Consider the following 23,115-nt stretch of genomic DNA (forward strand, 5'->3'; position numbering starts at 1 on the left):
TCCGTTCAATTTGTTCACGCTAGGCGGTTTCAGGCGCTTGGCCAGCCGCTGGTTTATCGTTTTCTTGCAATACCAGAATCAGCGCCTGGTCAGCCAATTGATCAAGGCTCAGGCTACCTCCGGCGCGAAACCAGGTGGAGGTCCAGGACAATGCACCTGTCAGGAAACGTCGGGTAACGAATACGTCCCCGCGAATATACCCGGCCTCCTTGGCCTCTCCCAGGACTTCAAGCCACACACGTTCGTAGATATCACGCAAGGCCAGCACTTGCCGCTGCCCTTCCTCGGACAAAGAGCGCCATTCGTAGACCAGCACCGCCATCGCCTCGCCGTTTTCCCCCGTGATCGATTGCAATTCACAGCGGATCAACGCCAGCACCCGCTCGCGAATGCTGCCGCCCTCTGCCAGGGCTGCCCGCATCATCGCGGTGTTGTAGCGGACGGTCTCTTCCATCACCGCCCACAGAATTTCGTCCTTGCTTTTGAAATGATGAAAAATACTGCCCGACTGAATGCCCACGGCGCTGGCCAGATCCCGCACCGTGGTGCGCTCGAAGCCTTTGTTGCGGAACAGGTGGGCGGCGGTCTGGAGCAGTTTGCCGCGAGCGCTGTCCGGATCGGTCAGTTGCCCGGCGTCGACCAGCTCACGCATCACGTCCAAGGCTTTTTGCTCGTTCACCTACTTTGCTCCTCAGTCGAACGATCAATGCGCGGCCACTCTCAGAATCGCAGTGACACGGCAATTTAAGCTGGCCGGGGCAACCAAGCAAGCGCTCGGGCGCAAGAACCTGCGCTCGGTCCTTCGTGTCGGCGCCTCACGATAGGGCTAGGCGCAAGCGCCGGGTTTGACTACGCTCAAACCCATCAGCACGTCGATACCGGGAACTCTGCAATGCCTCACTGGCTGGTGATTGATCTGGAGGCCACCACCGATGAAGGTGGCTGGCCGGTAACCGAAATGGAAATTATCGAAATCGGCGCGACCCTGGTGAATCGAGACGGCCGGGAAATCGATCATTTCCAGCGGTTCGTACGGCCGCTGAGGCGACCGCTGCTCACCCCTTTCTGTCGCTCGCTGACCCACATCAGCCAGGCCAACATCGACAGTGCCGGGCCTCTGACCGAGGTCTGGCCGGCGTTCGAACATTGGCTGGCGCCCTACCACCCCAACCTGGAAGGCTGGGTCAGTTGGGGCGACTACGATCGCAAGCAGCTGCTTCAGGAATGGCAGCAACAGCGATTGCACAGCCTCCTCGGCCAAGTGCCGCACATGAACCTCAAGCAACGTTTTGCCAAGGCCCGCCGGTTGGAACGACCGTTGGGGCTCAATAGCGCGCTGCAACTGGCCGGGCTGCAATTTTGCGGACAACAGCACCGCGCGCTCGAGGACGCCCGCAATACAGCGCGACTATTGCCTCTGGTGCTGACGGGCTGACCCGGCGTAGCAGATGACGGCCCGTGTGGCCTTGTGCATACTGGCCGGCCTTTTTCAGCCCTTTCTCGAGGAATCGCCCATGTTCAAAGTCAACGAGTACTTCGACGGCACCGTCAAGTCGATCGCGTTCGGCACTGCCGAAGGCCCCGCGACCATCGGCGTCATGGCACCGGGCGAATACGAATTCGGCACCGCCCAGCGGGAAATCATGCACGTCGTTTCCGGCGCCCTGACCGTGAAACTGCCTGACAGCACCGACTGGGAAACCTTCGCGGCCGGCAGCCAGTTCAACGTCCCGGCCAACAGCAAGTTCCAGCTCAAGGTCGCCGTCGACACGGCTTACCTGTGCGAATATCGCGGCTGAGTCGGACCGTAGCGAGGGCGCTTGCCCCCACGGCAAAAGCGATTGCGTGTTAAATGAAATGCCCGTGTCCAATGACACGGGCATTTTTTATTCCAGCACTTCGACCGGCATGCCCACTTCCAGGCTGCCATTACCGTCATTGACCAGGTTCTGCCCGAACATCGCACCGTCCGGGGTCGAACGGTACTGCAGCAACGTCGCGAAAGGCTCGCGCTGCGGATCGCGCTCACCGGTCTGCGGATCGATCGTGGTCATGATGCAGCGCGAGCACGGCTTGACCACGCGCAACTCAATATCGCCGATACGGATACGCTTCCAACCATCTTCGGCGAACGCCTCGCTGCCCTCGACCACCAGGTTCGGACGGAAACGCAGCATTTCCAGCGGGCGACCTACCCTGCCAGACAGGTCCTGCAATGAGGCCTGGCCGATCAACAGCAAGGGAAAACCGTCGGCGAAGGCCACCTTGTCATCGTCCTTGCCATACCCGGCGGCTGTGGTGCGGGCCAACTCCACTGGCACATGCACGAGCCGGGTAGGATTGCCGATGAACGCGCTGACCCAGGCAGCCGCCTCGTCGCCCGCATCCGGCACGCGCAACGTGTCGCGCCAGATGATCACGCCGCGCCGCTGTTCTTCGTGGGCAGGCGGCAACGGCACTTCGATGACGCCATGGCCCGGCGCACTGAGCGTAAGGCCACCCGCCTCGTTCCACAGCGCCGAAAGCTGGCTCATTTTCGCCACGGCTCGCTGGGTCAGGAACCGTCCGCTGGCCTCATCCACCAGCATCCAGCGACGATCACCGTCGAGCCCGAGCTTGTCCAGGCCAATCCCTTGGACCTGCTGCCCCTTGCCGGACTTCAACGGATAACGGTAAAGCGCACTCAGCCGCAACATGATCGACGTTCCTGGTGGCGAAAAAACGCAACCTTATACGAGCCGGTCGATGAAACAAACCCGGATTGGCTTCAGTCGAGCATCAACCGTTGGCGTACTACATCAACGAGCTTGTCCGGCTGGAATTTGGAGAGGAAATTGTCACAGCCGACCTTCTTGACCATCGAGTCGTTGAAGCTACCGGACAGCGAGGTGTGCAGCACCACATAGAGCCCACGCAGCCGCGGGTCGTTACGGATTTCGGTGGTCAGGCGATAGCCGTCCATCTCTGGCATTTCCGCGTCGGTGAAGATCATCAGCAACTTGTCAGTCATCACCTCGCCGGAATCAGCCCAGGCCTTGAGCATGTTCAACGCCTTCAAGCCGTCGCTGGCGATGTGCATCTTCACGCCCAACTGGCCCAGGGTATCGCGCAACTGGGAGAGCGCTACGTTGGAATCGTCCACCAGCAAGACTTCGCGACCACGGGCGCGCTCCAGCACCGGGTCTTCGAGTTTGTCTCGGGAAACCTTGGCGTTGTAGGGGACGATCTCCGCCAGGACCTTCTCCACGTCGATGATTTCCACCAACTGATCGTCCACCTTGCTGATGGCCGTCAGGTAATGCTCGCGGCCGGCGCTGGTCGGCGGTGGCAGGATGGCTTCCCAGTTCATGTTGACGATGCGGTCCACGCCCCCCACCAGGAACGCCTGGACCGAGCGGTTGTACTCGGTGACGATGATGGTGCTGTTCGGCCCGGGCACGAGCGGACGCATGCCGATGGCCTGGGACAGATCAATGACTGGCAACGTCTGGCCCCGCAGGTTGACCACGCCGCAGACGAAAGGATGGCGCTGGGGCATCAAGGTCAGCTTCGGCAGTTGCAACACTTCCTGGACCTTGAACACGTTAATGGCAAACAATTGCCGCCCTGCCAGGCGAAACATGAGAATTTCCAGGCGATTCTCACCCACCAGTTGGGTTCGCTGATCTACTGTGTCGAGAATGCCGGCCATCGATGACTCCTGGGCTTGTTCGGATGAATCTTGTAAAGGCTTATCGGCTGCCGGGGCCGGATCTTGACCCCGACACGAAATACTCCCTTCGGGGATTGATGTCACATTAACATCATGGTTTACTGGCGTTCCGTTTTCATCCGTTATTTTTTCGCTGCGCGACTCCGGTTTGCGCACGAAGTTCCCCTGCCTAAGGGATTCCCCTAGGCACAATCAGGTCCAACCTGATATTCGCGCTATCCAATAGCCATTAATGTGACGCCATTCTCATTGCTGAACGGAGTCAGGCTTTTGTGCGCCATCGCAGGACACCGAACCTCATGCCTTTCGGCTGATCCCGCCCGTGCAATCGTTTGCGAACAGCAGCCCTTTGCCGGATCGCATGGGCGCGCCGGGCGTATTGGTTCGTTGTCGGCCATGAGATCCAACCGTTCGCCACGCGCGATTTACTTTTCGCCTGACATGATGTTGTGGAGATAAGCATGCCGAACGATCGCAAGAATTGGAGCCAGCGCCTTCCTGAGTTCCTGGTCGAAGCCGAGACCCTCTTGGCCAAGTCAGAGGAATGCCTGAGCCACCTGCAATTGATCAGCAACGATAAAGACGCCATTGATTGCATGCTCAGCACGCTGCTGAAGCTGGCAAACAAGGCCGATGCGCTGGCGCTGGAGGCCGTTTCGGAGTTTTCACTGCATATCCACGGCTTGCTCAGCCATGCGCAGGACATGGAACTGCATGAGCAGGCGCTGGTCGCGCTCAAGGATTGTTTCACGCTCATGGCCTGGCAGCTGGAGCTGGTCGACCACACCACCGGCAAACTGGGCCTGGACAACAGCGAACAGACGTCGCTGATCGAAGCCTTCGCCTTCCAGGTGGGTCAGAGCCCTTGTCAGGCGTTACAACCACCGCGCCCGCTGGCATTGGTGCCCTACGCCCAGAAACAAGCATGAAGCTGCCTGTCGCTGCCTGGTGCCATGTGCCCGGCGCACGGAGCTTTCGGGCCGCCAAGCCGAGCGCGACCAACGATATTTGAAGTGGTACTATGTCTCGCGTCGTTCGCTTCAACCAGCCGCCGCCAACTGAAGCAATCCCCGACCTGAAACGTTTACCCGACCCGGCCCGTCAGATGCGCTGACCGGCTTGCCCGCAGCGAACACCCATTGGCTCCATCCGCTATGTACGCCAGCTTCAAGTCATTCATTTCCTGGCCACCTTCCCGAGAAAACGCCCGCCGGTTCACGCTGTTGCTGTGCATCTGCTCGACCCTCGGTTGTCTGTTGGCTTACCTGTCGGCCCTCACGGTGCCGTTGAGCTTGCTGGTGCTGAATGTCGCAGCCCTTGCCTGTGTCTGGATCCAGTATCGGTTGTCACGAAAATCCATCAAATTCCAGCCGCAGGAACTCGCTGACCGGCTGCTTGAGGTCCAGGAAAACGAGCGCCATCGCCTCAGTCGCGAACTGCACGACGACATTGGCCAATTGCTGACAGCGGCAAAACTGCAGAGCGAATGGCTCAAGCGTCGCATGCCGCAAGAGCTGCAAGGCCAATGCTCCGTGCTCAGCGAGACGCTGGAAGAAACGTTGAACAAGGTGCGCGACGTGTCGGCGATCCTCAATCCAAGGCAACTGACCAGCCTGGGGCTCGAAGCCAGCCTGCGCGCGCATCTGCTCAAGACCCTGGCTAATACCCCCGTAAACTGGAGCCTGGATTGCCAGCAACGCATGACGGGTATCCCGGAAGAAATGACAGTGGCGGCTTTTCGGATCACACAGGAAGCGGTCACCAACATCCTGCGCCACGCCCAGGCAAAAAACCTGCTGGTACGCCTGCAACGACTGCCCGAAGGGCTGACGCTGCTCATCAGCGACGACGGCCGGGGCTTTGTCCCCGCCATCCATCCCGCCCGCGAAGGGCAACGCGGCATGGCCGGCATGTCGGAACGGGTCGAACAACTGGGCGGCGCCCTGAAGGTAACCAGCGAGGCCGGCAAAGGCACGCATATCGAAGCTCGCTTTCCCTGGGCGCCTCGCACCCTGGAACGGGCCAGCAAGAATAAGGTTCTCCATTGACTTGTAATTTGCTTCTGGTAGATGACCATTCGCTGATCAGGGCCGGTGTGCGCGCCCTGGTCCTCGACCTGCCTGGCTACGCCGTGGTCGGCGAAGCCAATGACGGCGCCCAACTGTTGGAGCTGGTAGAACGACTGAACCCCGATATCGTGCTGCTGGATATTTCCATGAAAGACACCAGCGGCCTGCAAGCCTTGCAACAGCTCAAGCAGGTCCGCCCCCAGAGCAAGGTGTTGATCCTGTCAATGCACACAGACCCAGAGGTGATCATGCAGGCGCTGGAGTCCGGAGCCCATGGCTATCTGCTCAAGGACGCCACTCCCACCGAGCTGGAGCACGCCCTGGAAGCGCTGCGCAACAACGAACGCTACCTGAGCCCGGCCATCGCCCATACCGTGATCAACCAGGCACTGACCCGGGTGCAGAAACAGCCGCCCCATCCTGCCCCGACCCATAACCTGACGGCGCGTCAGCTGGAGATCCTGCGGTTGATCGTGCGTGGCAAGTCCACCCGGGAAATCGCCAACGGCTTGAGCCTGAGCATCAAGACCGTGGAAACCCACCGCGCCCAGATCATGAAACGCCTGCAAATCCATGACGTGGCGGGCCTGGTGCTGTTTGCGGTGCGCGAGCAGATCATCAGCCTGGACGATTGAGCAATCCGGGGGATCCCAATAGCGGCGAGTCCACCGGCAGATGCACCCGCAGTGCCTTGGGACGCAAGGTAAAACGCAGATCATCGACCTGTAGTGGTTCGCCATCCAGATTGATATCCAGTCCCTGGGCTACCTTGATTTCCACCCAGGGCAAGCGTGCCCGCACGAACATGTTGTCGATACCCAGGCCACCGGCCAGCAGGTCCTTCAGCGTGCTCACCACCTCCTGCGGCGCCGGCAGGATACTGATATCAAGCAGCCCGTCATCGGCCAACGCCTCCGGACACAACATGTGCCCCCCGCCGGCCTGCCGGCCATTGCCTATCCCCAGCGCCAGCAGATCGCCGCGCCATTGGAAACCAGGCCCTTGCAGTTCGCCATAGGCTGCACTCAGCTCACCGAACCTTGAAAGGCCGGTGAACAGATAGGCGGCCCCGCCGAGAATTTTCTTCAAGTCTTCCGAGGTGTTCGCTGTTACCTGGCTACCGAAGCCGCCCGTGGCCATGTTAAGGAAAATCCGCCCGCCGACCTCACCCAGATCGACCGCCCGAGGCTCAACCTCCAGCAAGTCCAGGGCCCGCTCCGGCTCCAGCGGGACACCGGCGGCCCGGGAAAAATCGTTGGCCGTGCCCAGCGGCAGCAATACCAGGCTGGCATCGCCAGAGTGCTGGGCAATGGCCTCGGCAATATCGCGCAAGGTCCCGTCGCCGCCACCGGCAATCAACTGGGTATAACCGGCCGCCAGTGCTTCCTCCACACATCGCCGGGCATCACCAGCTTCCCAAGTCAACCGGACCGCGAGGTCCCAACCCTGTTTGCGCTTGAGCATCACTGCGGCGCGAACCTCTTCGTTGAGCGCTTGCTTGCCATGCAGGATCAATAGCGCCTTGCCTTTGCTCATTGTTGTCTCCGTCATTGGAAAGAAGGTTCAGGAAATGGGACCGCTCATTCACTGGAAAAAGCCCAGCCTCCTTCAATTTATATGAAAAAGCATGGCGTTCGGGCCGATGCCACGAAGGTGGGGACAGCCTTCCCATGGCTTTTTCTTATTCAAAGAATTTTCTTACAAGACGTGGCGAATCAGCTCAATTGACCCCCTGGGCATATTGAGACACCTTGGCATTCTGTTGCGTTTAACCGGCAAACGATCATTTAGACAAGGATGTGTCACCCATGGATGGATATGTCACGGCCCGTAGAGGCCCGCTGAATCGCTCGATTAATCATGGCCACAGGGAAGGAACGTCCTATGCGCAGCCATGAATGCAAGGTGTCGCCCCGCCACTTCGTATCCTTCGGGAGCGAGCGGGCCGACGCCAAAAACGAAGGCAAAAGTTGCAGTAATCCCGCTGGAGGAATTGATTTGGAACCGCGCGTCGTTGAACTGGAAACCCACCTCAAGTACATCCGCAGGGACATGGATGAAATTCGTACCGACGTCAAGGCGGTTCGCCACCGACTTGCCTATCTGGCAGGCGCGGCGGCGGTGGTGGTCGGCCTGCTGGGGTGGGTCGCGAACAGCCGTTTCGATCAACTGGTGATGCTACTGTCGCGATGAAGGCAAAACCGCAACGGCCCGAGCCCAGCTCAGGCCGTCGCCAATGAATGCGATGCAGGACTAACCCAGCACCTCGCTCAAAGGAATGAAGCCCACTTCATCGCCTTCGACCAACGTCCGCTCTTCGAGGACCTCGACCAGTCCGTCGGCCCAAGCTGCGCTGCGCAGGACTCCCGAACTCTGGTTGCGATAGATGATTGCTCGACCATTTTCGATGCGGCCTCGCAAGTATTCGCGCCGGCTGCCAGCCTTCGGCCAGGCGAAACCGGCCGGCACCTTGAACTTGAGGGGCGCCACTGACTGAACGCCCTGGCGTCGCAACAGATAAGGCCGAGCCAACAACGCGAAGGTCACCAGCGTCGAAGCAGGGTTCCCGGGCAGGCCTATGACCGGCACGTCGCGAAAATGCCCAAATGTCAGGGGTTTTCCCGGCTTGATGGCAAGTTTCCACAGCGTCAGCTCGCCTTCCTCACGAAGGGCGATGCCCAGGAAGTCAGCCTCCCCCACCGATACACCGCCAGTCGACAGGATCAGGTCGACATCCGACAGTTGGGCCAGGCATTTGCGGGTAGTGGGCAGGTCATCGGGCAGGATACCTGCATCGATAACCTCGCATCCCAGGCGTTGCAGCCAACCACAGAGCAACACGCGATTGCTGTTGTAGATCTGGCCCGGCCCAAGGGGCTGGCCAGGCTCCACCAATTCATCGCCCGTGGACAGGACCGCAACGCGCACCCTGCGCACGACTTCCAACGATGCACATCCCAGGGAGGCCGCCAGCCCAAGCTCAATCGGGCCCAGGCGGGTGCCGGCACAAAGCACCCGTTCGCCAACGGTCGTTTCCTGCCCTTGAGGGCGGATATTCTGCCCGATCGCCAGGGGCTGGATGAACCGCACCCGCTGGTCATCCTCAAGCTCGACGTTTTCCTGCATCTCGACGCAATCGGCGCCGACCGGAATCGGCGCACCAGTGAAGATCCGCGCGCAGGTTCCCGCGACCAGGGGCTCCGGAGCCTGCCCGGCGAAAATCCGCTGGCTGACCACCAGTGGCTCGCCGCGCCAATCGGCCAGGCGTAACGCGTAGCCGTCCATGGCACTGTTGGGCCAAGGCGGCAGGTCGAGCGTCGCCACCAGATCTTCGGCGAGGATCCGCCCCTGCGCTTGCGCCAGTGAAACCCGCTCACGCTCGACGATTGGCGAAGCCGCCGCGCTTTGGAGCAAGCGCTCCAGCGCGACTTCGACGGCCATCAAGGCACCGGTCTTGCCCGGTTTACCCACGGGATTCACAAGGGGCCGCCTGTTTCAAATGGGCTACGAAGTTACACGGCCGGTGCCGCGCATCCAGTTGCTCGGCCAGTATGCCGTCCCATCCGGTGCGCACCGCATTGGTGGAGCCCGGCAAGCAGCACACCAGCGTCCCGTTGGCCAGCCCGGCCAGTGCCCGGGATTGAACGGTGGAGGTGCCAATGTCCGCCACGGATATCTGCCGGAACAACTCACCGAAACCGTCGACCTGCTTGTCCAACAGACACACAACGGCTTCTGGAGTACTGTCACGGCCGGTAAAGCCGGTCCCCCCGGTGATCAGCACCACCTGCACCACCTCGTCGGCAATCCAGGCGGCGACTTGCGCGCGGATCTTGTACAGATCATCTTTGAGCAGCACCCGGGCCGCAAGATTGTGCCCGGCTTCCGAGAGCCGGTCGACGAAGACCTGGCCCGACGTGTCGGTTTCCAGGGTACGGGTATCGCTGACAGTCAGCACCGCGATATTGAGCGGTACGAAAGGTACATCAGCCTTGGGTTTCATAGGCTCGTCCAGTTGTAGGGGAAACAGCCTGGTGTTATATCACAGCGCCCGATTTTTTCGCCCGTGTGGAGACACCTCATGACCTTGAACAATCCTCTGCCGCCCTGCTCCATCCTGCTCCTGGCGGGCGGACGCGGGCAACGGATGGGTGGACAGGATAAAGGGCTGCTGGAGTGGCAAGGCAGCCCATTGATTGCTCATCTGCATCGGCAGACCCGGGCCATGAGCGATGACTTGATCATTTCCTGCAACCGCAACCGGGAGCGTTACGCCGCGTACGCCGATCAGTTGGTGCATGATGACGAGGGTGATTTCCCCGGCCCGCTGGCAGGCATACGGGCGGGCCTGAGGGCGGCACGCCATCCGTATCTGTTGGTGTTGCCATGCGACGTGCCGCGAATCGACACCAGCCTGCTCGAAGGCATGCGGGAAACGGCAAGCCGACACCCGGACAAGCCATTGATGGTTCGTCATGGCGAACATTGGGAGCCGCTGTTGTGCGTCATCCCGCGAGCCTTGGCCAATGACTTCGAACAGGCATGGAAAGAAGGCGAACGCAGCCCCGGCCGGATCATGCGCACGTTGCACGCGGTCCCATTGCAATGCCCGGCCGACGATCCCCGGCTGGCCAATCTCAATACGCCGGAACTCCTAGCCCAGCACAAAGGCGTGTCAGATTGACACTAGCCAGGAACTTGCTCGCGATGTATACGTCTGAAGGTCAGTAACTTGAAGAAATCCTTTCGGAGAAACACCATGACTCAACGGACCCTCGCTACTTTCATGCTCGCGCTGGGCCTCGCCACTCTCGCCGGGTGCGCATCGCCAACAGTGATTACCTTGAATGACGGTCGCGAAATCCAGGCCGTCGACACGCCACATTATGATGAAGACAGCGGCTTCTACGAATTCGAACAATTGGACGGCAAGCAGACTCGCGTGAACAAGGATCAGGTTCGTACCGTTAAAGACCTGTGATCCTCAGCGTCAAAGCCAGATAAAGAAAAGCCCGCAATGGTTATTGCGGGCTTTTTTGTTGCCTGCTCGAACCGTCGGCTCGCTACCACCCCAACGAAATCCGACTTTCAAAGTCCCGTTCCTGCCCCGTAAGCGGATCGATGAAACGCACACCTCGAGCCAGCAGCTTGAGCGGATTGGCAAAGTCATCCACGGCGTCTCGCACCACGTCCGGATAGAACGGATCGTTACAGATAGGCGCGCCCAAGGCGTTCATATGGACCCGTAGCTGGTGTTTTTTCCCGGTGACCGGATACAGGCCGTAGCGCCATAGGTCCCCGTTTTTTTCAAGCACTTCCATGGCCGTTTCGGTGTTGGGCTCGCCCGCCCCCTCCTGCATGCGAAAAAAGGGTTCGCCATCGACCATCCGGCTTTTGTGTATGCGGGGAAACGTCAATCCGGGCAATGCGGGAGCGATGGCTTGGTAGAATTTTTCAATCCGTCGCGTTGGAAACAAGGCTTGATAACGCGAGCGGGTGTCCGGATTGGCTGAAAACAACACCAGCCCGGCGGTGTGCCGATCGATGCGGTGCAAAGGCACCAGTTGGGGATTGTCCAGGCGATGAATCAGCCGTCGCAACAAGGTCTGCTCAACGTACTCGCCCGCTGGGGTGACCGGCAGGAAATGTGGTTTGTCCGCCACGACCAGATGTTCATCGACATACAGAATCGACTCCATCACCGGGATCGGCTTTTCGTCCGGTACTTCCCGAAAGTAATGGACGCGCAAGCCTTCCCGGTATGGCAGGTCGGCGCGGATTGCCTTGCCCTCGGCGTCCAGCACCCGGCCTCGAGCGATGCGATCGAGCCACTGCTCGCGGCTGATCGCGCTGAAGTGATCGCACAGGCAATCCAATACCGTCTGCCAGGGGCCGGGCGGCAGGTAAAGCGTGCTGGCCTGATGCTGAGCTGCGGAAAACGATGGACCGGACATTAAAAAATTCTTCAGCCTGTTGCGGACTGGGCATTATCCGACAGTCACACGAGCCAGCCCAGCAATGATTGCCTCATGCAAGGATTGGCGCCGGCCTCGTCGCGGCCTCGGTGAACTCCTTCAGCCAGCGCAGCACCTCGACCGCCTCCCAGCGCCCCGGATCGTACAGCGCATACAACAGCCCCTGATAACCCACCACATCCAGCTGCTTGTGGTAGCCGGCACGCTGGAACAGCGCCTCGATCTCGGCAAAACATGTGTTGAAGTGAAGTTTATTGAAGGGCGTCTTGCCTTCGGTCACCAGCCCGTCCAGACGCAATTCCAGGACCGCCTCGCGCACAACGTCCACGGACATCCGGTTCACGCTGTTTTTCAGTTGTTCGACATTGACCAAGGGACCTACTCCAGATAACTGTATGGGCATACAGTAACCGAAGAACGTCTTTTCGCCAATCGCGACGTAGGGACCCAGCCGATGGAAGGTTCAACGTAAAAATGCAGCAACCCGGTCTGGATCGTCGAAGGGCCAGTCCAGTTCGGCGCCTGTATCAACCCTGCGCAGCACTGGAATGCGCAGCCCGTAGGCTTCGGATAAGGCCTCGCTTTCGGCGATATCCACCAACTCCACCAATAATCCATATTCGACGAAAGGCATCAGCACGCTCTCGGCGACTTCACACAGATGGCAACCCAGGGTGCCGAACAGCTGGCATTCAGGAAGCATGGCAGGTAGACCCAAAAAAGACAGTTCGCCATTCTAGGCCCACCTCACGCAACCGTCGAGCCGGCTAAAATGCCGCAGATTATGTCGGTAAAACGCTGATGCAAATCACTGTGCTGAAATGACTTTCCAGTGATGCTCAAGTTTTTTGTTGTTCTACGCTGGATCCAGCAAGCCCTGAAACGGAGTGTCTCTTGTACGCCAACCTGCTGATCATCCTTGCCTCGTCCCTGGTGGTCATCGCCCTGTTCAGGCGACTGCGCCTGCCGCCGGTACTCGGTTACCTGTGCGTGGGCCTGGCCGTCGGGCCCACTGCGCTGGACTGGGTCAACGACAGCGAAGAGCTGCCGGACCTGGCTGAGCTTGGGGTGGTTTTCCTGTTGTTTTCCTTGGGGCTGGAATTCTCGTTATCGAAAATGCTCGAGCTGCGTCGGGTGGTGTTTGGACTTGGCAGCCTTCAGGTCCTGGCTTCTGGGTTGCTATTGGGCGTGCTGCTGGCAAGCAGTGGTGTGCCGATGACGGCGGCCGTGTTGCTTGGTGCCGGGCTGGCCTTGTCGTCTACCGCCATTGTCAGCAAGGAACTGACCAGCCTGGGGGAAATCTTCACCAGCCACGGCCAGAACGCCATAGGCGTGTTGCTGTTCCAGGACGTCGTCGCCGTGTTGCTCCTGACCCTGGTGCCGGTATTTGCCGGCAGCAGCGAACACCCGTGGTATTGGGCGTTGCCGTTGACTCTGGGCAAGACCCTGGTGCTGTTTGGCGGCCTGTTGTTGGCCAGCCGACTATTGCTGCCACGGCTGTTCCATGAGGTGGCAGCCTCCCGGTCCGCCGAACTGTTCGTGCTGCTGGCCCTGGTGATCGTGTTGTTGACGGCATGGCTTACGCACCTGCTGGGTCTCTCCCCCGCCCTGGGAGCGTTCCTGGCCGGCATGCTGCTCGGAGAGAGCCACTACCGGCACCAGATCGAGGCCGATATCCGACCGTTCCGCGACATCTTGCTGGGGCTGTTCTTCGTCAGCATTGGCATGCTGATCGACCTGCAATTGTTTGTCGACGATGGCCTGTTGATCCTCGGGCTCACCCTCGCTCTGATGCTCATCAAGGGCAGCGTCGTGGCCGCCCTGGTGAAGTGGCGCGGCAGCGACGGCGAAACCGCCTGGCGCAGCGGCCTCGCCCTGGCCCAGGGCGGTGAATTCTGTTTCGCGCTGATGGCGCTGATGCAACAGAACCGACTCATGCCAGGGGATATCGGCGGCCTGCTATTGGCCGCCACCTTCTGCTCGATGCTGTTGACGCCGCTGTTGCTGCGCGCCGCACCCGGCCTGGCCGCGCGGCTGCACCGAAAACCCAACGAAGAGGCGCAACTGGACCAGATCAGCGCTCTCAATGCCGACTTGTCGAGTCACGTAATCATCTGCGGGTATGGCCGGGTAGGACAATCGATCGGGCGCTTTCTGCGCCGGGAGGGCTTGGCGTTCGTGGCCCTGGATGATGACCCGGTCATCATTCGTGAAGCGTCCGTCGGCGAACGATGCGTGCATTACGGAGACTCACGCAGAGCCGACCTGCTGGCCGCCGTAGGGCTGGGTCGCGCAAGGCTGCTGGTCATTGCAGTCGACAAGACGGACATTGCGATGACCGTGCTGAGGGAGGCCCGGCGGGTCAACCCGCAAGTGCCCATCCTCGTGCGCACCCGGGACGACAGCCAACTGGCCGAGTTGCAGGCAGCCGGAGCCACCGAGGTGGTTCCAGAACTGCTGGAATCGAGCCTGATGCTGGCCTCCCATGCGCTGATCATGCTCGGGCTGCCCGAACAGCGGGTGCGGCACCATGTGGATCAAGTCCGTCACGAGCGCTATGGCTTGCTCCATGGCTTCTATCCCGGCAATCAGGACAAGGAGCCCTAGCACAGGCTCAGTCCTGACTGACCGCTCCGATCTTGTGAATGGACAAGTCGGCCCCGTAGTACTCTTCTTCCTGAGTCAGCCGCAAGCCCAGCACCGCCTTGATCACACCGTAGACCGCGAAACCACCGACCAGGGCGATCAACACGCCGAGGGCGGTGCCGACGAACTGGCTGGCGAGGCTTACCCCGCCCAAGCCACCCAAGGCGTCCTGGCCGAAAATCCCGCAGGCGATACCGCCCCAGACGCCGCACAGCCCATGCAGGGGCCAGACGCCCAGCACATCGTCGATTTTCCACTTGCCCTGGGCCGCGGTAAAACACCAGACGAACAGACCGCCAGCAATTGCGCCGGTCACCAGGGCACCCATCGGATGCATCAGGTCGGAGCCGGCGCAGACCGCCACCAATCCGGCCAGCGGGCCGTTGTGCAGGAAACCGGGGTCGTTGCGCCCAACGACCAGTGCCGTCACGGTCCCGCCGACCATCGCCATCAACGAGTTGACCGCCACCAACCCACTCACGCCGGGCAAGGTCTGGGCGCTCATCACGTTGAAGCCGAACCAGCCGACGATGAGAATCCACGACCCCAGCGCCAGGAACGGAATGCTCGAAGGCGCGAAGGCCACCAGACGACCGTCCCGGTAACGCCCGTTTCGCGGTCCGAGCAGGAGCACCGCGGCCAGTGCCAGCCAGCCGCCCATGGCGTGCACCACCACGGAGCCGGCAAAGTCATGGAAGCTGGCACCAAAGTGCGCTTGCAGCCAAGCCTGGAAACCGAAATTGCCATTCCAGACCAGACCTTCGAAAAACGGATAGACGAACGCCACGATCAGCACCGTGGCGCATAACTGCGGGACGAACCGGGCACGCTCGGCTATCCCGCCAGAGATAATCGCCGGGATCGCGGCGGCGAACGTCAACAAGAAGAAAAACTTCACCAAACTGTAGCCGTGGTCGGCACTGAGAACTGCCGCCGGTTGCAGGAAAGTCACGCCGTAGGAAATCCAATAACCAATGAAGAAATAGGCCAGCGTCGATACCGCGAAATCGCTGAGGATTTTCGACAGCGCGTTCACCTGATTCTTCTGCCGGACCGTTCCTACTTCCAGAAACGCGAACCCGGCATGCATGGCCAGGACCATGACCGCGCCGAGCAGGATGAACAGCGTGTTGGAGCTATGGACCAGACCGTCCACAGCACTTTGCAGATTTTCCATGGTATTGGCAGACCTGAAGAAGTTGAAAAAGCACCGTGATGGTTCATCCCAGCCGGTCATGCACCAAGTTGAGACCGAACGACCGACCATAGGTGGGCAGCCGAACCGCTTTGGTGCATGAAACGCGACAACATGACGCCCCGCTTGGAGGTGCTTCGCCGGTTTTGATTATTTGGGTTAAGGTTTTCGGGCTTTCGCCCAGCTTCAGCGCACGGGCACACCTCGGCGCACCAGCACATGGCAAAGGGCGGAGCAAAAGTTGTACCAGTCAGTTTCACTGAACCTTCCGGTTGGGCTCATACTCGAACGCTTCAGACGTCACTTACGGAGATCCACCCTCATGGCCAGAACCCAGGCAAAGACTGCTCAAGAAACATTGATGGAAGATTTTCAGACGCTGGTCAAAGACACCGAACGATTGCTGGATCACACCGCCACGCTGGCAGGCGACCAGGCGGACGAACTGCGTGGCCAGATCCACGAAACACTGCTGCGCGCCCGCGAAACCCTTAAGTTGACCGAAGATTCAGTGCGTGAGCGCGGCCAGGCAGCCATGATCGCTACCGAAGAATACGTACAGGCCAATCCCTGGCAATCGGTCGGCATCGCGGCGGGCGTAGGCTTTTTGATCGGATTGTTGGCGACACGGCGCTGATCATGGGCATCGACGAATCCGGATCGCCCGAAACGGGCACTAAACCAACAGCGCGTCGCCTGGGCGCGGCATTCCTTGGATTGCTGCACAGCCACGTCGAGTTGTTCGGTATCGAACTGCAGGAACAAAAGGCTCGCACCGTCAGCCTGTTGTTATTCGCGGGGCTGGCATTGGTTTTCGGCCTGCTGTTACTGGTGGGGCTGTCGGCTCTGGTATTGATCCTGGTGTGGGATACCTATCGGTTAGCGGGCATCATCGGCCTGTGCCTGTTCTACCTGCTGGCGGCGCTGTTCTGCGGGCTTCGGCTCAAGGCAGCGATTTTTGATGAGTCCTCGCCTTTCCACGCCACTCTCGAAGAACTCGCCAACGACCGGGAGCGCCTGTTGCCATGAGTCGCCCAAATGCTCCTCAAGCCCGTACGCGGCAGGAAATGCGCAAGGCACTGGTGCGCCTGCGCATGGAGATGCATCGCCAGGAAATTCGTCAGGAAACGCGACAATTGCTGCACCCGTTGCAACGGGTACGCGGATTCACCCAGAGCTGGCACGAAGGGTTCGGCCTCAAGCACGCATCGCTTTGGGGCGTCGCCGCGGTGAGCCTGCTCGGCTTTCTCGGTGGCAAGCGAACCCGCAGTGGCCGCTCCGGTGGTTTGTCACGCCTGATCCGGCTGGCGACCGCCGTGCTTCCCCTGATCAAACTGGCCAAGAGTGCGCGCAAGCCTTGAGGCGAATCGACGGGCTCTTCCATCGAAGAGCCCTGTTCGACCGTCGACGCAGCAACACCCGGGCACAACTGATCGGGGTCCTGAGGCCTTGCAGGACGGCGCTCGAACCGGGAAGCTAGGACTTCGACTCATCAAACGGAGCAACCGGCCTTGGATTGGCACACCCTGCTGACGCGCGAACGCCTGGGAAAACCGCTGCACAGCCCGGAAGAGCTGGGCCGCAGTCCATTCCACAAAGACCACGATCGCATTATCTTTTCCGGTGCCTTCCGCCGCCTCGGGCGCAAGACGCAGGTGCATCCGGTTTCCAGCAACGACCATATCCACACGCGCCTGACCCATTCGCTGGAAGTCAGTTGCGTCGGCCGCTCCCTGGGTATGCGCGTAGGGGAAACCATCCGCGGCGCCCTGCCCGACTGGTGTGAGCCCAGTGATCTGGGCATGGTGGTGCAGTCGGCCTGCCTGGCCCATGACATCGGCAATCCACCGTTCGGCCATTCGGGCGAGGACGCCATCCGCTACTGGTTCCAACAGGCGGCGGGACGGGGCTGGCTTGACGCAATGAGCGAGGCCGAGCGCAACGATTTTCTCAACTTCGAAGGCAATGCCCAGGGCTTCCGCGTCCTTACGCAGCTCGAATACCACCAGTTCGACGGCGGCACCCGCCTGACCTATGCGACCCTCGGCACGTACCTGAAGTATCCCTGGACGGCTCGCCACGCCGATTCCCTGGGCTACAAGAAGCACAAGTTTGGCTGCTACCAGAGCGAACTGCCGTTGCTGGAGCAAATCGCCCATAAACTCGGCCTCCCGCAAATCGAGGATGAGCGCTGGGCAAGGCATCCGCTGGTCTACCTGATGGAAGCCGCGGATGACATCTGCTATGCGCTCATCGACCTGGAGGACGGCGTCGAAATGGACCTGCTGGAGTATCCGCAGGTGGAATCGCTGCTCCTGGACCTGGTGGGTGATGATCTGCCAGAGACGTACCGTCAACTCGGGCCGCTGGATTCGCGACGGCGAAAGCTGGCGATCCTGCGAGGCAAGGCCATCGAGCACCTGACCAACGCGGCGGCACGGGCATTCGTCGAGCAGCAGGAGGCGTTGCTCGCTGGCACGCTGCAAGGCGATTTGGTGGAACACATGCACGGCCCTGCCAAGCGTTGCGTATTAAACGCCAAGGACATGGCCCGCAAGAAAATTTTCCAGGACAAACGAAAGACCCTGAACGAAATCGGCGCCTACACCACGCTGGAGATCCTGCTCAACGGTTTCTGCGGCGCAGCCCTCGAACAACACGGTGGCCGTACGCCGTCGTTCAAGAATCGCCGGATTCTCGACTTGCTGGGCAATAACGCGCCCGATCCTCAAGGTTCACTTCACAGCGCCTTCCTGCGGATGATCGACTTCATCGCCGGCATGACTGACAGCTATGCAAGCGACATGGCACAGGAGATGACCGGCCGCACGCGCCAATAGCAGGCGATTGCAGCCGGCGATCGGTAGGGAAACGCGACCTGGCGCTCGCTTTGCAGCCTGCGCCTGGAGCCTTCCGGTTGTCAGCTCGTCATTTTCTGCCGCTGGGAAATAACGGCACAGTTTCTTTTCCCCAACTATTAAAAGCGCGGTTTTATATTCAATAAAATGTAAAACATGCCCTCCTCGCTCCACTTGCCTACCTGCCCCCCCTAAATACGTCGTGGTATCCCGCTTCTTTTTTTGTAGGAAACTTCTGAAATTGATCGTGCATGCCGGTCTCCCCGCACGAGTTAGCCTTAACTGGGCTAAGGTGCGCGCTTTATAAGAGCTCTAGGGGACTTTATTCATGAACTCCGTTTTCATTGTCGACGATCATCCGGTCATCCGCCTCGCTGTCCGAATGCTGCTGGAGCATGAAGGCTATAAAGTCGTCGGAGAAACTGACAATGGCGTCGACGCGATGCAAATGGTGCGTGAATGCATGCCGGACCTGGTCATCCTCGACATCAGCATTCCGAAACTTGACGGGCTGGAAATTCTCTCGCGCTTCAACGCCATGACCACGCCCCTCAAGACGCTGGTCCTGACGGCGCAATCGCCAACGCTGTTTGGCATTCGCTGCATGCAATCCGGGGCTTCCGGCTATGTCTGTAAACAGGAAGATCTCAGTGAACTGGTCAGCGCGATCAAAGCCGTATTATCCGGCTACAACTATTTCCCCAGCCAGGCACTTAACCCTATTCGTCCAGATGATCCACGCAGTTTCGAGTTGGACCTGTTCAAAAGTGTCAACGACCGGGAGTTGATGGTATTGCAACTTTTTGCCCAAGGTCGGACCAACAAGGAAATAGCCAAAGGCATGTTCCTTAGCAATAAAACTGTCAGCACTTATAAAAAACGACTCATGCAAAAACTCAAGGTGAAGTCCCTCGTCGACCTTATCGAAATGGCAAAACGCAACGCACTGGTGTGAGAAACAACAGAATGCTCAAATGCATAAGCCGCTACTTTTTGTTGTTAGCCGCAGGACTCAATGCAGGGCTCCTCCTGGCGACAACGAATGTGCCTCAGGCCTACTCGCTGCTGAGTCGCGCGGCCGCGGATCATATCGAGATCAGGCTCGACGATACCCAGCGCGCCTGGCTCAAGGAACGTCGCGAACTGATCCTGGGAACCTCCGCCCCGGATTATCCGCCTTTCGACCTTTCCAGCAGTGGCCGCGACTACGAAGGCATGACCGCCGATTATGCCGGAGTCATCGCCAAGGCGACCGGCCTGCCAATGAACGTACTGCGGTTCGATTCGCGGGAAGCCGCCATCGCCGCGCTCAAGGCCGGAGAAATCGACCTGCTCGGCACTGCCAACGGGTTCGAAGCGCAGAATTCAGGCGTCGCTCTTTCGGCACACTACGCTGTCGATCAACCGGTGCTGGTCACCCGGACGAATGAAAGCCGCCCGCTGAACGAAGACCTCAAAGGGCTGCGGCTCAGCATGGTCTATCACTACCTGCCGTTGGAGGACGTCAAACAGCTATACCCCACGGCCCGCATCAACACGTATCCCTCCTACCAGAACGCGATCAATGCCGTTGCCTTCGGCCAGGCCGATGTCTTTCTTGGCGACGCCATCTCCACCCACTACATGATCAGCAAGGGGTACTTGAACAACATCCGCATGGCCAGCTTTGCCAAACACGAGGCACACGGGTTCGGCTTCGCGCTCCGGGAGGACGACACCCGCCTGTTGGACATCGTCAATACCACGCTCAACCAGATTCCCATTGCCGAACAAGCGGCAATCTCCAAGCGCTGGAGGGCAGGCAGCGACCTGTACCTCGCCGAGCATAAAATCCAGCTGACCGACCGCGAACAGGACTGGCTGGCTAGGCACCCGGTGGTCCGGGTGGCGGTGAACGAAAGATTCGCGCCCTTTACTTTTTTCGACCCAGACGGGGATTTCCACGGCATCAGCGCCGACCTGCTGGAATTGATCCGCCTGCGCAGCGGCTTGCGCCTGGATATCCAGCGTTATCAGGACGATGACGAAATGATCGCCGCGGTCCTCGGCGGCAAAGCCGACGTGATCGCCGCGTTGCTGCCTGGCAGCGAACGACAGAAATCGCTGAAATTCAGCCGTCCCTACATGGACAGCTCGTTTGTATTGCTTACGCGCAAGCAATCCGACACACCGGCGACGCTGGACCAGTTCGGCGCGCGGAGCCTGGCCGTTACCAAAGGCAACCCCATCATCGAATGGCTACGCAGCCAGTATCCAGACCTGCGAATTATCGAAACCATCGATTCGCAGCATGCCGCCCAGTCGCTCGCCGAGGGGCAAGTCGACGGCAGCGTGAACGCGCTGGTCATGGCCAACTATTTCCTGGCGTCCCATACGCTGCAGGGCAAGCTGCAGATCAGCAGCACCGTCGGCACCCGCGACGCCATGTTCTCCCTGGCCACGGCCAGGAACGCGACGGAGCTGAGCGCCATCCTCGATAAAGCCCTGACCAGCATCGACCCCGATGAACTGGGCGTGATCGATAACCGTTGGCGCGGCTATATCCCGGCCGCGGAAAGCACATGGCGCACCTACAACCGCCTGTTTCTCCAGGTCGTAGCGGGGGCCGGCCTTTTGCTGCTGCTCTCACTGGCCTGGAATGCCTATATGCAACGGCAGATCCGCCAACGCCAGCGGGCGGAACTGGCCCTCAATGACCAGCTCGAGTTCATGCACGCCCTGCTCAACGGCACGCCCCATCCCATTTATGTAAGAGACCGGGACGGGGTCCTGCAAAGCTGCAACGACAGCTACCTGGAGACGTTCGACGCAAGACGCGAAGACGTGATCGGCAAGGACATCATGCCCGGGGCCATGAGCAACGCCTTCGAAGCGCTGGAGTACCAGGCCGATTATCGACGCGTCATGGCCCAGGGCACCGCACAGATCATCGATCGGCCCCTGCACATCGGTGACCGCAAGCTGACGATCTATCACTGGATACTGCCTTACCGTAACTCCGCGGCCCAGGTGCAAGGGATCATCGGCGGTTGGATCGATATCAGCGAACGGCGACAGCTTGTCGAGGATCTGCGAGCCGCCAAGGAACAGGCCGACGACGCCAACCGGGCCAAGAGCACGTTCCTGGCCACCATGAGCCATGAGATCCGCACCCCCATGAATGCCGTGATCGGCATGCTCGAATTGGCGCTCAAGCATGCCGACAAGGGCCAGATGGACCGCGCGGCGATTGAAGTCGCATACGAGTCGGCTTCCGGCATGCTCGACCTGATCGGCGATATCCTCGACATTGCCCGTATCGAATCCGGCCACTTGGGCCTTGCACCCGAACGGGTCGACCTCAAGGCGCTGGTGCAATCGGTCATGCGGGTTTTCGAAGGACTGGCCCGGCAGAAAAACCTGGCGTTGTCGTTGCGATTCGAGCCAACCGAGGGTAACCCGGACGTGCTGATGGACCCGTTGCGATTCAAGCAGGTGATTTCGAACCTCATCAGCAACGCCCTGAAGTTCACCGAGCAAGGTGAAGTGAATGTCAGCGTGAGGCTGTCACGCACGATCGGGGAAGACACCCTTCGAATGCAACTGGACGTGCGCGACAGTGGCATCGGCATCAGCCCCGCCGACCTGCAACGCCTGTTCGAGCCGTTTGCCCAGGTCGACAATGGCAACCGGATGGCCCGCAAGGGCGCTGGGCTGGGCCTGGTGATCAGCCGCCACCTGTGCCAGGTCATGGGCGGTGAACTGCACATGAACAGCCAACCGGGCGCAGGAACCCAGGTCCGGGTTTGCCTGCCCTTGGCCATCCTGCCCGACGCAAAGGCTCGCGCCCCCGTCGCGCCTGTCGTTGAAACAGCCGCCTGCGCGCTGAACGTCCTGGTCGTGGACGATCATCCGGCCAATCGCCTGTTGATGGCGCAACAACTGGACTACCTGGGTCATCACCACCATGTCAGCCATGACGGCGAACAGGGATTCAAGGCCTGGCAGGAGGGGAATTTCGACCTGGTCATCGCCGACTGCAACATGCCGGTCATGAGCGGCTACGAGCTCGCCGGAGCAATCCGTCGACACGAGGCCGAGCAACGGCGGCCGCCCTGCACCATCCTCGGGTTCACCGCCAATGCACAACCCGAGGAAAAACAACGCTGCAAGGAGGCGGGCATGGACGACTGTCTCTTCAAGCCCATCAGCCTGAGCGCCCTGCATCAGTGGATGAGCACGATCAAACCCGGCGGCCGCGCCCACGCTTTCAACGTTCAAAGCCTGCAGATGCTGACTGGCGGCGACCCTGTCTCCATCCAGCGTCTGCTGGCGGAACTGCTCAGCAGCAATCGCGCAGACCGCCAGGAGCTACTCGACGTCGCCCGAGGGGCAAACCCACAGGCGATCACCGAGACAGCACACAAGATAAAGGGTGTCGCCCGTATCGTGCAGGCGACTTCATTGATCCAGCTGTGCGAGACACTGGAGCAGGCCTGCCAACAAGGGCTCGCGCCGGAACGCATCGATGAATGCACGCATGCCCTGGGCCGGGCGATGAGCGAACTGGAGCAGGCCCTGGAAACAGAGATCGCCAAGGCAAAATAACCGGTGTTTACTATGCTGTTCGCTCAGCAGTGCGTAGCCGGGGGCGATCTCCCCCAACACTTGGAGTGATGGA

25 protein-coding genes are annotated in these 23,115 nt (G+C 60.2%); 15 read left to right on the top strand and 10 right to left on the bottom strand.

What is annotated here, in order from left to right; genetic code table 11:
- Nucleotides 1–19 precede the first annotated feature (19 nt).
- On the bottom strand, nt 20–679 hold the full coding sequence (locus tag J3Q04_RS16785) for a TetR/AcrR family transcriptional regulator (RefSeq protein WP_434610455.1): 660 nt from the start codon (nt 677–679) through the stop codon (nt 20–22).
- A gap of 213 nt (nt 680–892) precedes the next feature.
- Here J3Q04_RS16785 and J3Q04_RS16790 point away from each other — a divergent pair, with 213 nt between their 5' ends.
- The gene (locus J3Q04_RS16790) at nt 893–1,435 is read left to right on the top strand and encodes an exonuclease domain-containing protein (protein WP_434563176.1); all 543 of its coding nucleotides are present in this window, start codon (nt 893–895) and stop codon (nt 1,433–1,435) included.
- Nucleotides 1,436–1,514: 79 nt separating this feature from the next.
- Nucleotides 1,515–1,799, top strand: coding sequence for a pyrimidine/purine nucleoside phosphorylase (locus J3Q04_RS16795; protein ID WP_003183665.1), 285 nt, complete (start codon nt 1,515–1,517; stop codon nt 1,797–1,799).
- An 87-nt stretch (nt 1,800–1,886) separates the two neighbouring features.
- On the opposite strand, the gene J3Q04_RS16800 is transcribed toward J3Q04_RS16795, so the two are convergent.
- Together J3Q04_RS16800 and J3Q04_RS16805 are read right to left on the bottom strand one after the other, a co-directional pair.
- On the bottom strand, nt 1,887–2,696 hold the full coding sequence (locus tag J3Q04_RS16800) for an MOSC domain-containing protein (protein WP_434610452.1): 810 nt from the start codon (nt 2,694–2,696) through the stop codon (nt 1,887–1,889).
- Between the two features lie 71 nt (nt 2,697–2,767).
- Nucleotides 2,768–3,691 carry a chemotaxis protein CheV gene (locus tag J3Q04_RS16805; protein ID WP_039588994.1) on the bottom strand — a complete coding sequence of 308 codons (924 nt, stop codon included), beginning with the start codon at nt 3,689–3,691 and terminating at the stop codon, nt 2,768–2,770.
- A gap of 482 nt (nt 3,692–4,173) precedes the next feature.
- On the opposite strand from J3Q04_RS16805, the gene J3Q04_RS16810 reads away from it, so the two are divergent.
- From J3Q04_RS16810 to J3Q04_RS16820, 3 genes are all read left to right on the top strand, one after another.
- Entirely contained in the window at nt 4,174–4,641 is a 468-nt protein-coding gene (locus J3Q04_RS16810) for a hypothetical protein (RefSeq protein WP_420764767.1), read from the top strand.
- Nucleotides 4,642–4,866: 225 nt separating this feature from the next.
- Entirely contained in the window at nt 4,867–5,760 is an 894-nt protein-coding gene (locus tag J3Q04_RS16815) for a sensor histidine kinase (RefSeq protein ID WP_434564091.1), read from the top strand.
- Entirely contained in the window at nt 5,757–6,416 is a 660-nt protein-coding gene (locus tag J3Q04_RS16820; protein ID WP_420764768.1) for a response regulator, read from the top strand. The genes J3Q04_RS16815 and J3Q04_RS16820 overlap by 4 nt, the downstream gene beginning before the upstream one ends.
- On the opposite strand, the gene yegS is transcribed toward J3Q04_RS16820, so the two are convergent.
- Nucleotides 6,400–7,317, bottom strand: a complete 918-nt coding sequence (yegS, locus tag J3Q04_RS16825) for a lipid kinase YegS (protein ID WP_420764769.1) — start codon at nt 7,315–7,317, stop codon at nt 6,400–6,402. The genes J3Q04_RS16820 and yegS overlap by 17 nt on opposite strands.
- A 348-nt stretch (nt 7,318–7,665) precedes the next feature.
- Between yegS and J3Q04_RS16830 the strand changes: the two genes are divergently transcribed.
- Entirely contained in the window at nt 7,666–7,974 is a 309-nt protein-coding gene (locus tag J3Q04_RS16830; RefSeq protein WP_434563170.1) for a hypothetical protein, read from the top strand.
- Between the two features lie 60 nt (nt 7,975–8,034).
- Here J3Q04_RS16830 and J3Q04_RS16835 read toward each other — a convergent pair whose 3' ends face one another.
- Together J3Q04_RS16835 and moaB are read right to left on the bottom strand one after the other, a co-directional pair.
- On the bottom strand, nt 8,035–9,222 hold the full coding sequence (locus J3Q04_RS16835; RefSeq protein WP_420764839.1) for a molybdopterin molybdotransferase MoeA: 1,188 nt from the start codon (nt 9,220–9,222) through the stop codon (nt 8,035–8,037).
- Between the two features lie 22 nt (nt 9,223–9,244).
- Nucleotides 9,245–9,784 (bottom strand): molybdenum cofactor biosynthesis protein B, encoded by a 540-nt coding sequence (gene moaB, locus J3Q04_RS16840; RefSeq protein WP_434610448.1) that lies wholly within the window; start codon nt 9,782–9,784, stop codon nt 9,245–9,247.
- Between the two features lie 78 nt (nt 9,785–9,862).
- Between moaB and mobA the strand changes: the two genes are divergently transcribed.
- Entirely contained in the window at nt 9,863–10,465 is a 603-nt protein-coding gene (gene mobA / locus J3Q04_RS16845; protein ID WP_420764772.1) for a molybdenum cofactor guanylyltransferase MobA, read from the top strand.
- A 75-nt stretch (nt 10,466–10,540) separates the two neighbouring features.
- Nucleotides 10,541–10,762 carry a YgdI/YgdR family lipoprotein gene (locus J3Q04_RS16850; protein WP_039588986.1) on the top strand — a complete coding sequence of 74 codons (222 nt, stop codon included), beginning with the start codon at nt 10,541–10,543 and terminating at the stop codon, nt 10,760–10,762.
- An 82-nt stretch (nt 10,763–10,844) separates the two neighbouring features.
- On the opposite strand, the gene J3Q04_RS16855 is transcribed toward J3Q04_RS16850, so the two are convergent.
- The 3 genes from J3Q04_RS16855 to J3Q04_RS16865 form a co-directional block, all read right to left on the bottom strand.
- The gene (locus J3Q04_RS16855; RefSeq protein WP_434610445.1) at nt 10,845–11,735 is read right to left on the bottom strand and encodes a pseudouridine synthase; all 891 of its coding nucleotides are present in this window, start codon (nt 11,733–11,735) and stop codon (nt 10,845–10,847) included.
- A gap of 73 nt (nt 11,736–11,808) precedes the next feature.
- Entirely contained in the window at nt 11,809–12,129 is a 321-nt protein-coding gene (locus tag J3Q04_RS16860) for a transcriptional regulator (protein ID WP_420764774.1), read from the bottom strand.
- A 90-nt stretch (nt 12,130–12,219) separates the two neighbouring features.
- On the bottom strand, nt 12,220–12,459 hold the full coding sequence (locus J3Q04_RS16865; protein WP_420764775.1) for a glutaredoxin family protein: 240 nt from the start codon (nt 12,457–12,459) through the stop codon (nt 12,220–12,222).
- A gap of 191 nt (nt 12,460–12,650) precedes the next feature.
- On the opposite strand from J3Q04_RS16865, the gene J3Q04_RS16870 reads away from it, so the two are divergent.
- Entirely contained in the window at nt 12,651–14,363 is a 1,713-nt protein-coding gene (locus J3Q04_RS16870; RefSeq protein ID WP_434563164.1) for a cation:proton antiporter, read from the top strand.
- 7 nt (nt 14,364–14,370) lie between these two features.
- Here the strand turns inward: J3Q04_RS16870 and J3Q04_RS16875 are convergent, their stop codons facing one another.
- Nucleotides 14,371–15,579 carry an ammonium transporter gene (locus J3Q04_RS16875; RefSeq protein WP_434563162.1) on the bottom strand — a complete coding sequence of 403 codons (1,209 nt, stop codon included), beginning with the start codon at nt 15,577–15,579 and terminating at the stop codon, nt 14,371–14,373.
- Nucleotides 15,580–15,919: 340 nt separating this feature from the next.
- Between J3Q04_RS16875 and J3Q04_RS16880 the strand changes: the two genes are divergently transcribed.
- The 6 genes from J3Q04_RS16880 to J3Q04_RS16905 all read left to right on the top strand — a co-directional run bounded on the left by J3Q04_RS16880 (nt 15,920) and on the right by J3Q04_RS16905 (nt 23,042).
- Entirely contained in the window at nt 15,920–16,234 is a 315-nt protein-coding gene (locus tag J3Q04_RS16880; protein WP_434610441.1) for a DUF883 family protein, read from the top strand.
- 2 nt (nt 16,235–16,236) lie between these two features.
- Nucleotides 16,237–16,626, top strand: a complete 390-nt coding sequence (locus tag J3Q04_RS16885; protein ID WP_434563160.1) for a phage holin family protein — start codon at nt 16,237–16,239, stop codon at nt 16,624–16,626.
- The gene (locus tag J3Q04_RS16890) at nt 16,623–16,958 is read left to right on the top strand and encodes a hypothetical protein (protein WP_420764780.1); all 336 of its coding nucleotides are present in this window, start codon (nt 16,623–16,625) and stop codon (nt 16,956–16,958) included. The genes J3Q04_RS16885 and J3Q04_RS16890 overlap by 4 nt, the downstream gene beginning before the upstream one ends.
- A 150-nt stretch (nt 16,959–17,108) precedes the next feature.
- Nucleotides 17,109–18,437 (top strand): deoxyguanosinetriphosphate triphosphohydrolase, encoded by a 1,329-nt coding sequence (locus tag J3Q04_RS16895; protein WP_434563156.1) that lies wholly within the window; start codon nt 17,109–17,111, stop codon nt 18,435–18,437.
- 346 nt (nt 18,438–18,783) lie between these two features.
- The gene (locus J3Q04_RS16900) at nt 18,784–19,410 is read left to right on the top strand and encodes a response regulator (RefSeq protein WP_434610438.1); all 627 of its coding nucleotides are present in this window, start codon (nt 18,784–18,786) and stop codon (nt 19,408–19,410) included.
- Nucleotides 19,411–19,421: 11 nt separating this feature from the next.
- Nucleotides 19,422–23,042 carry a transporter substrate-binding domain-containing protein gene (locus J3Q04_RS16905; RefSeq protein WP_434610436.1) on the top strand — a complete coding sequence of 1,207 codons (3,621 nt, stop codon included), beginning with the start codon at nt 19,422–19,424 and terminating at the stop codon, nt 23,040–23,042.
- The last annotated feature ends 73 nt before the right edge of the window (nt 23,043–23,115 follow it).

It is taken from the genome of Pseudomonas sp. D4-21 (genome assembly GCF_051132125.1).
Lineage (GTDB): Bacteria > Pseudomonadota > Gammaproteobacteria > Pseudomonadales > Pseudomonadaceae > Aquipseudomonas.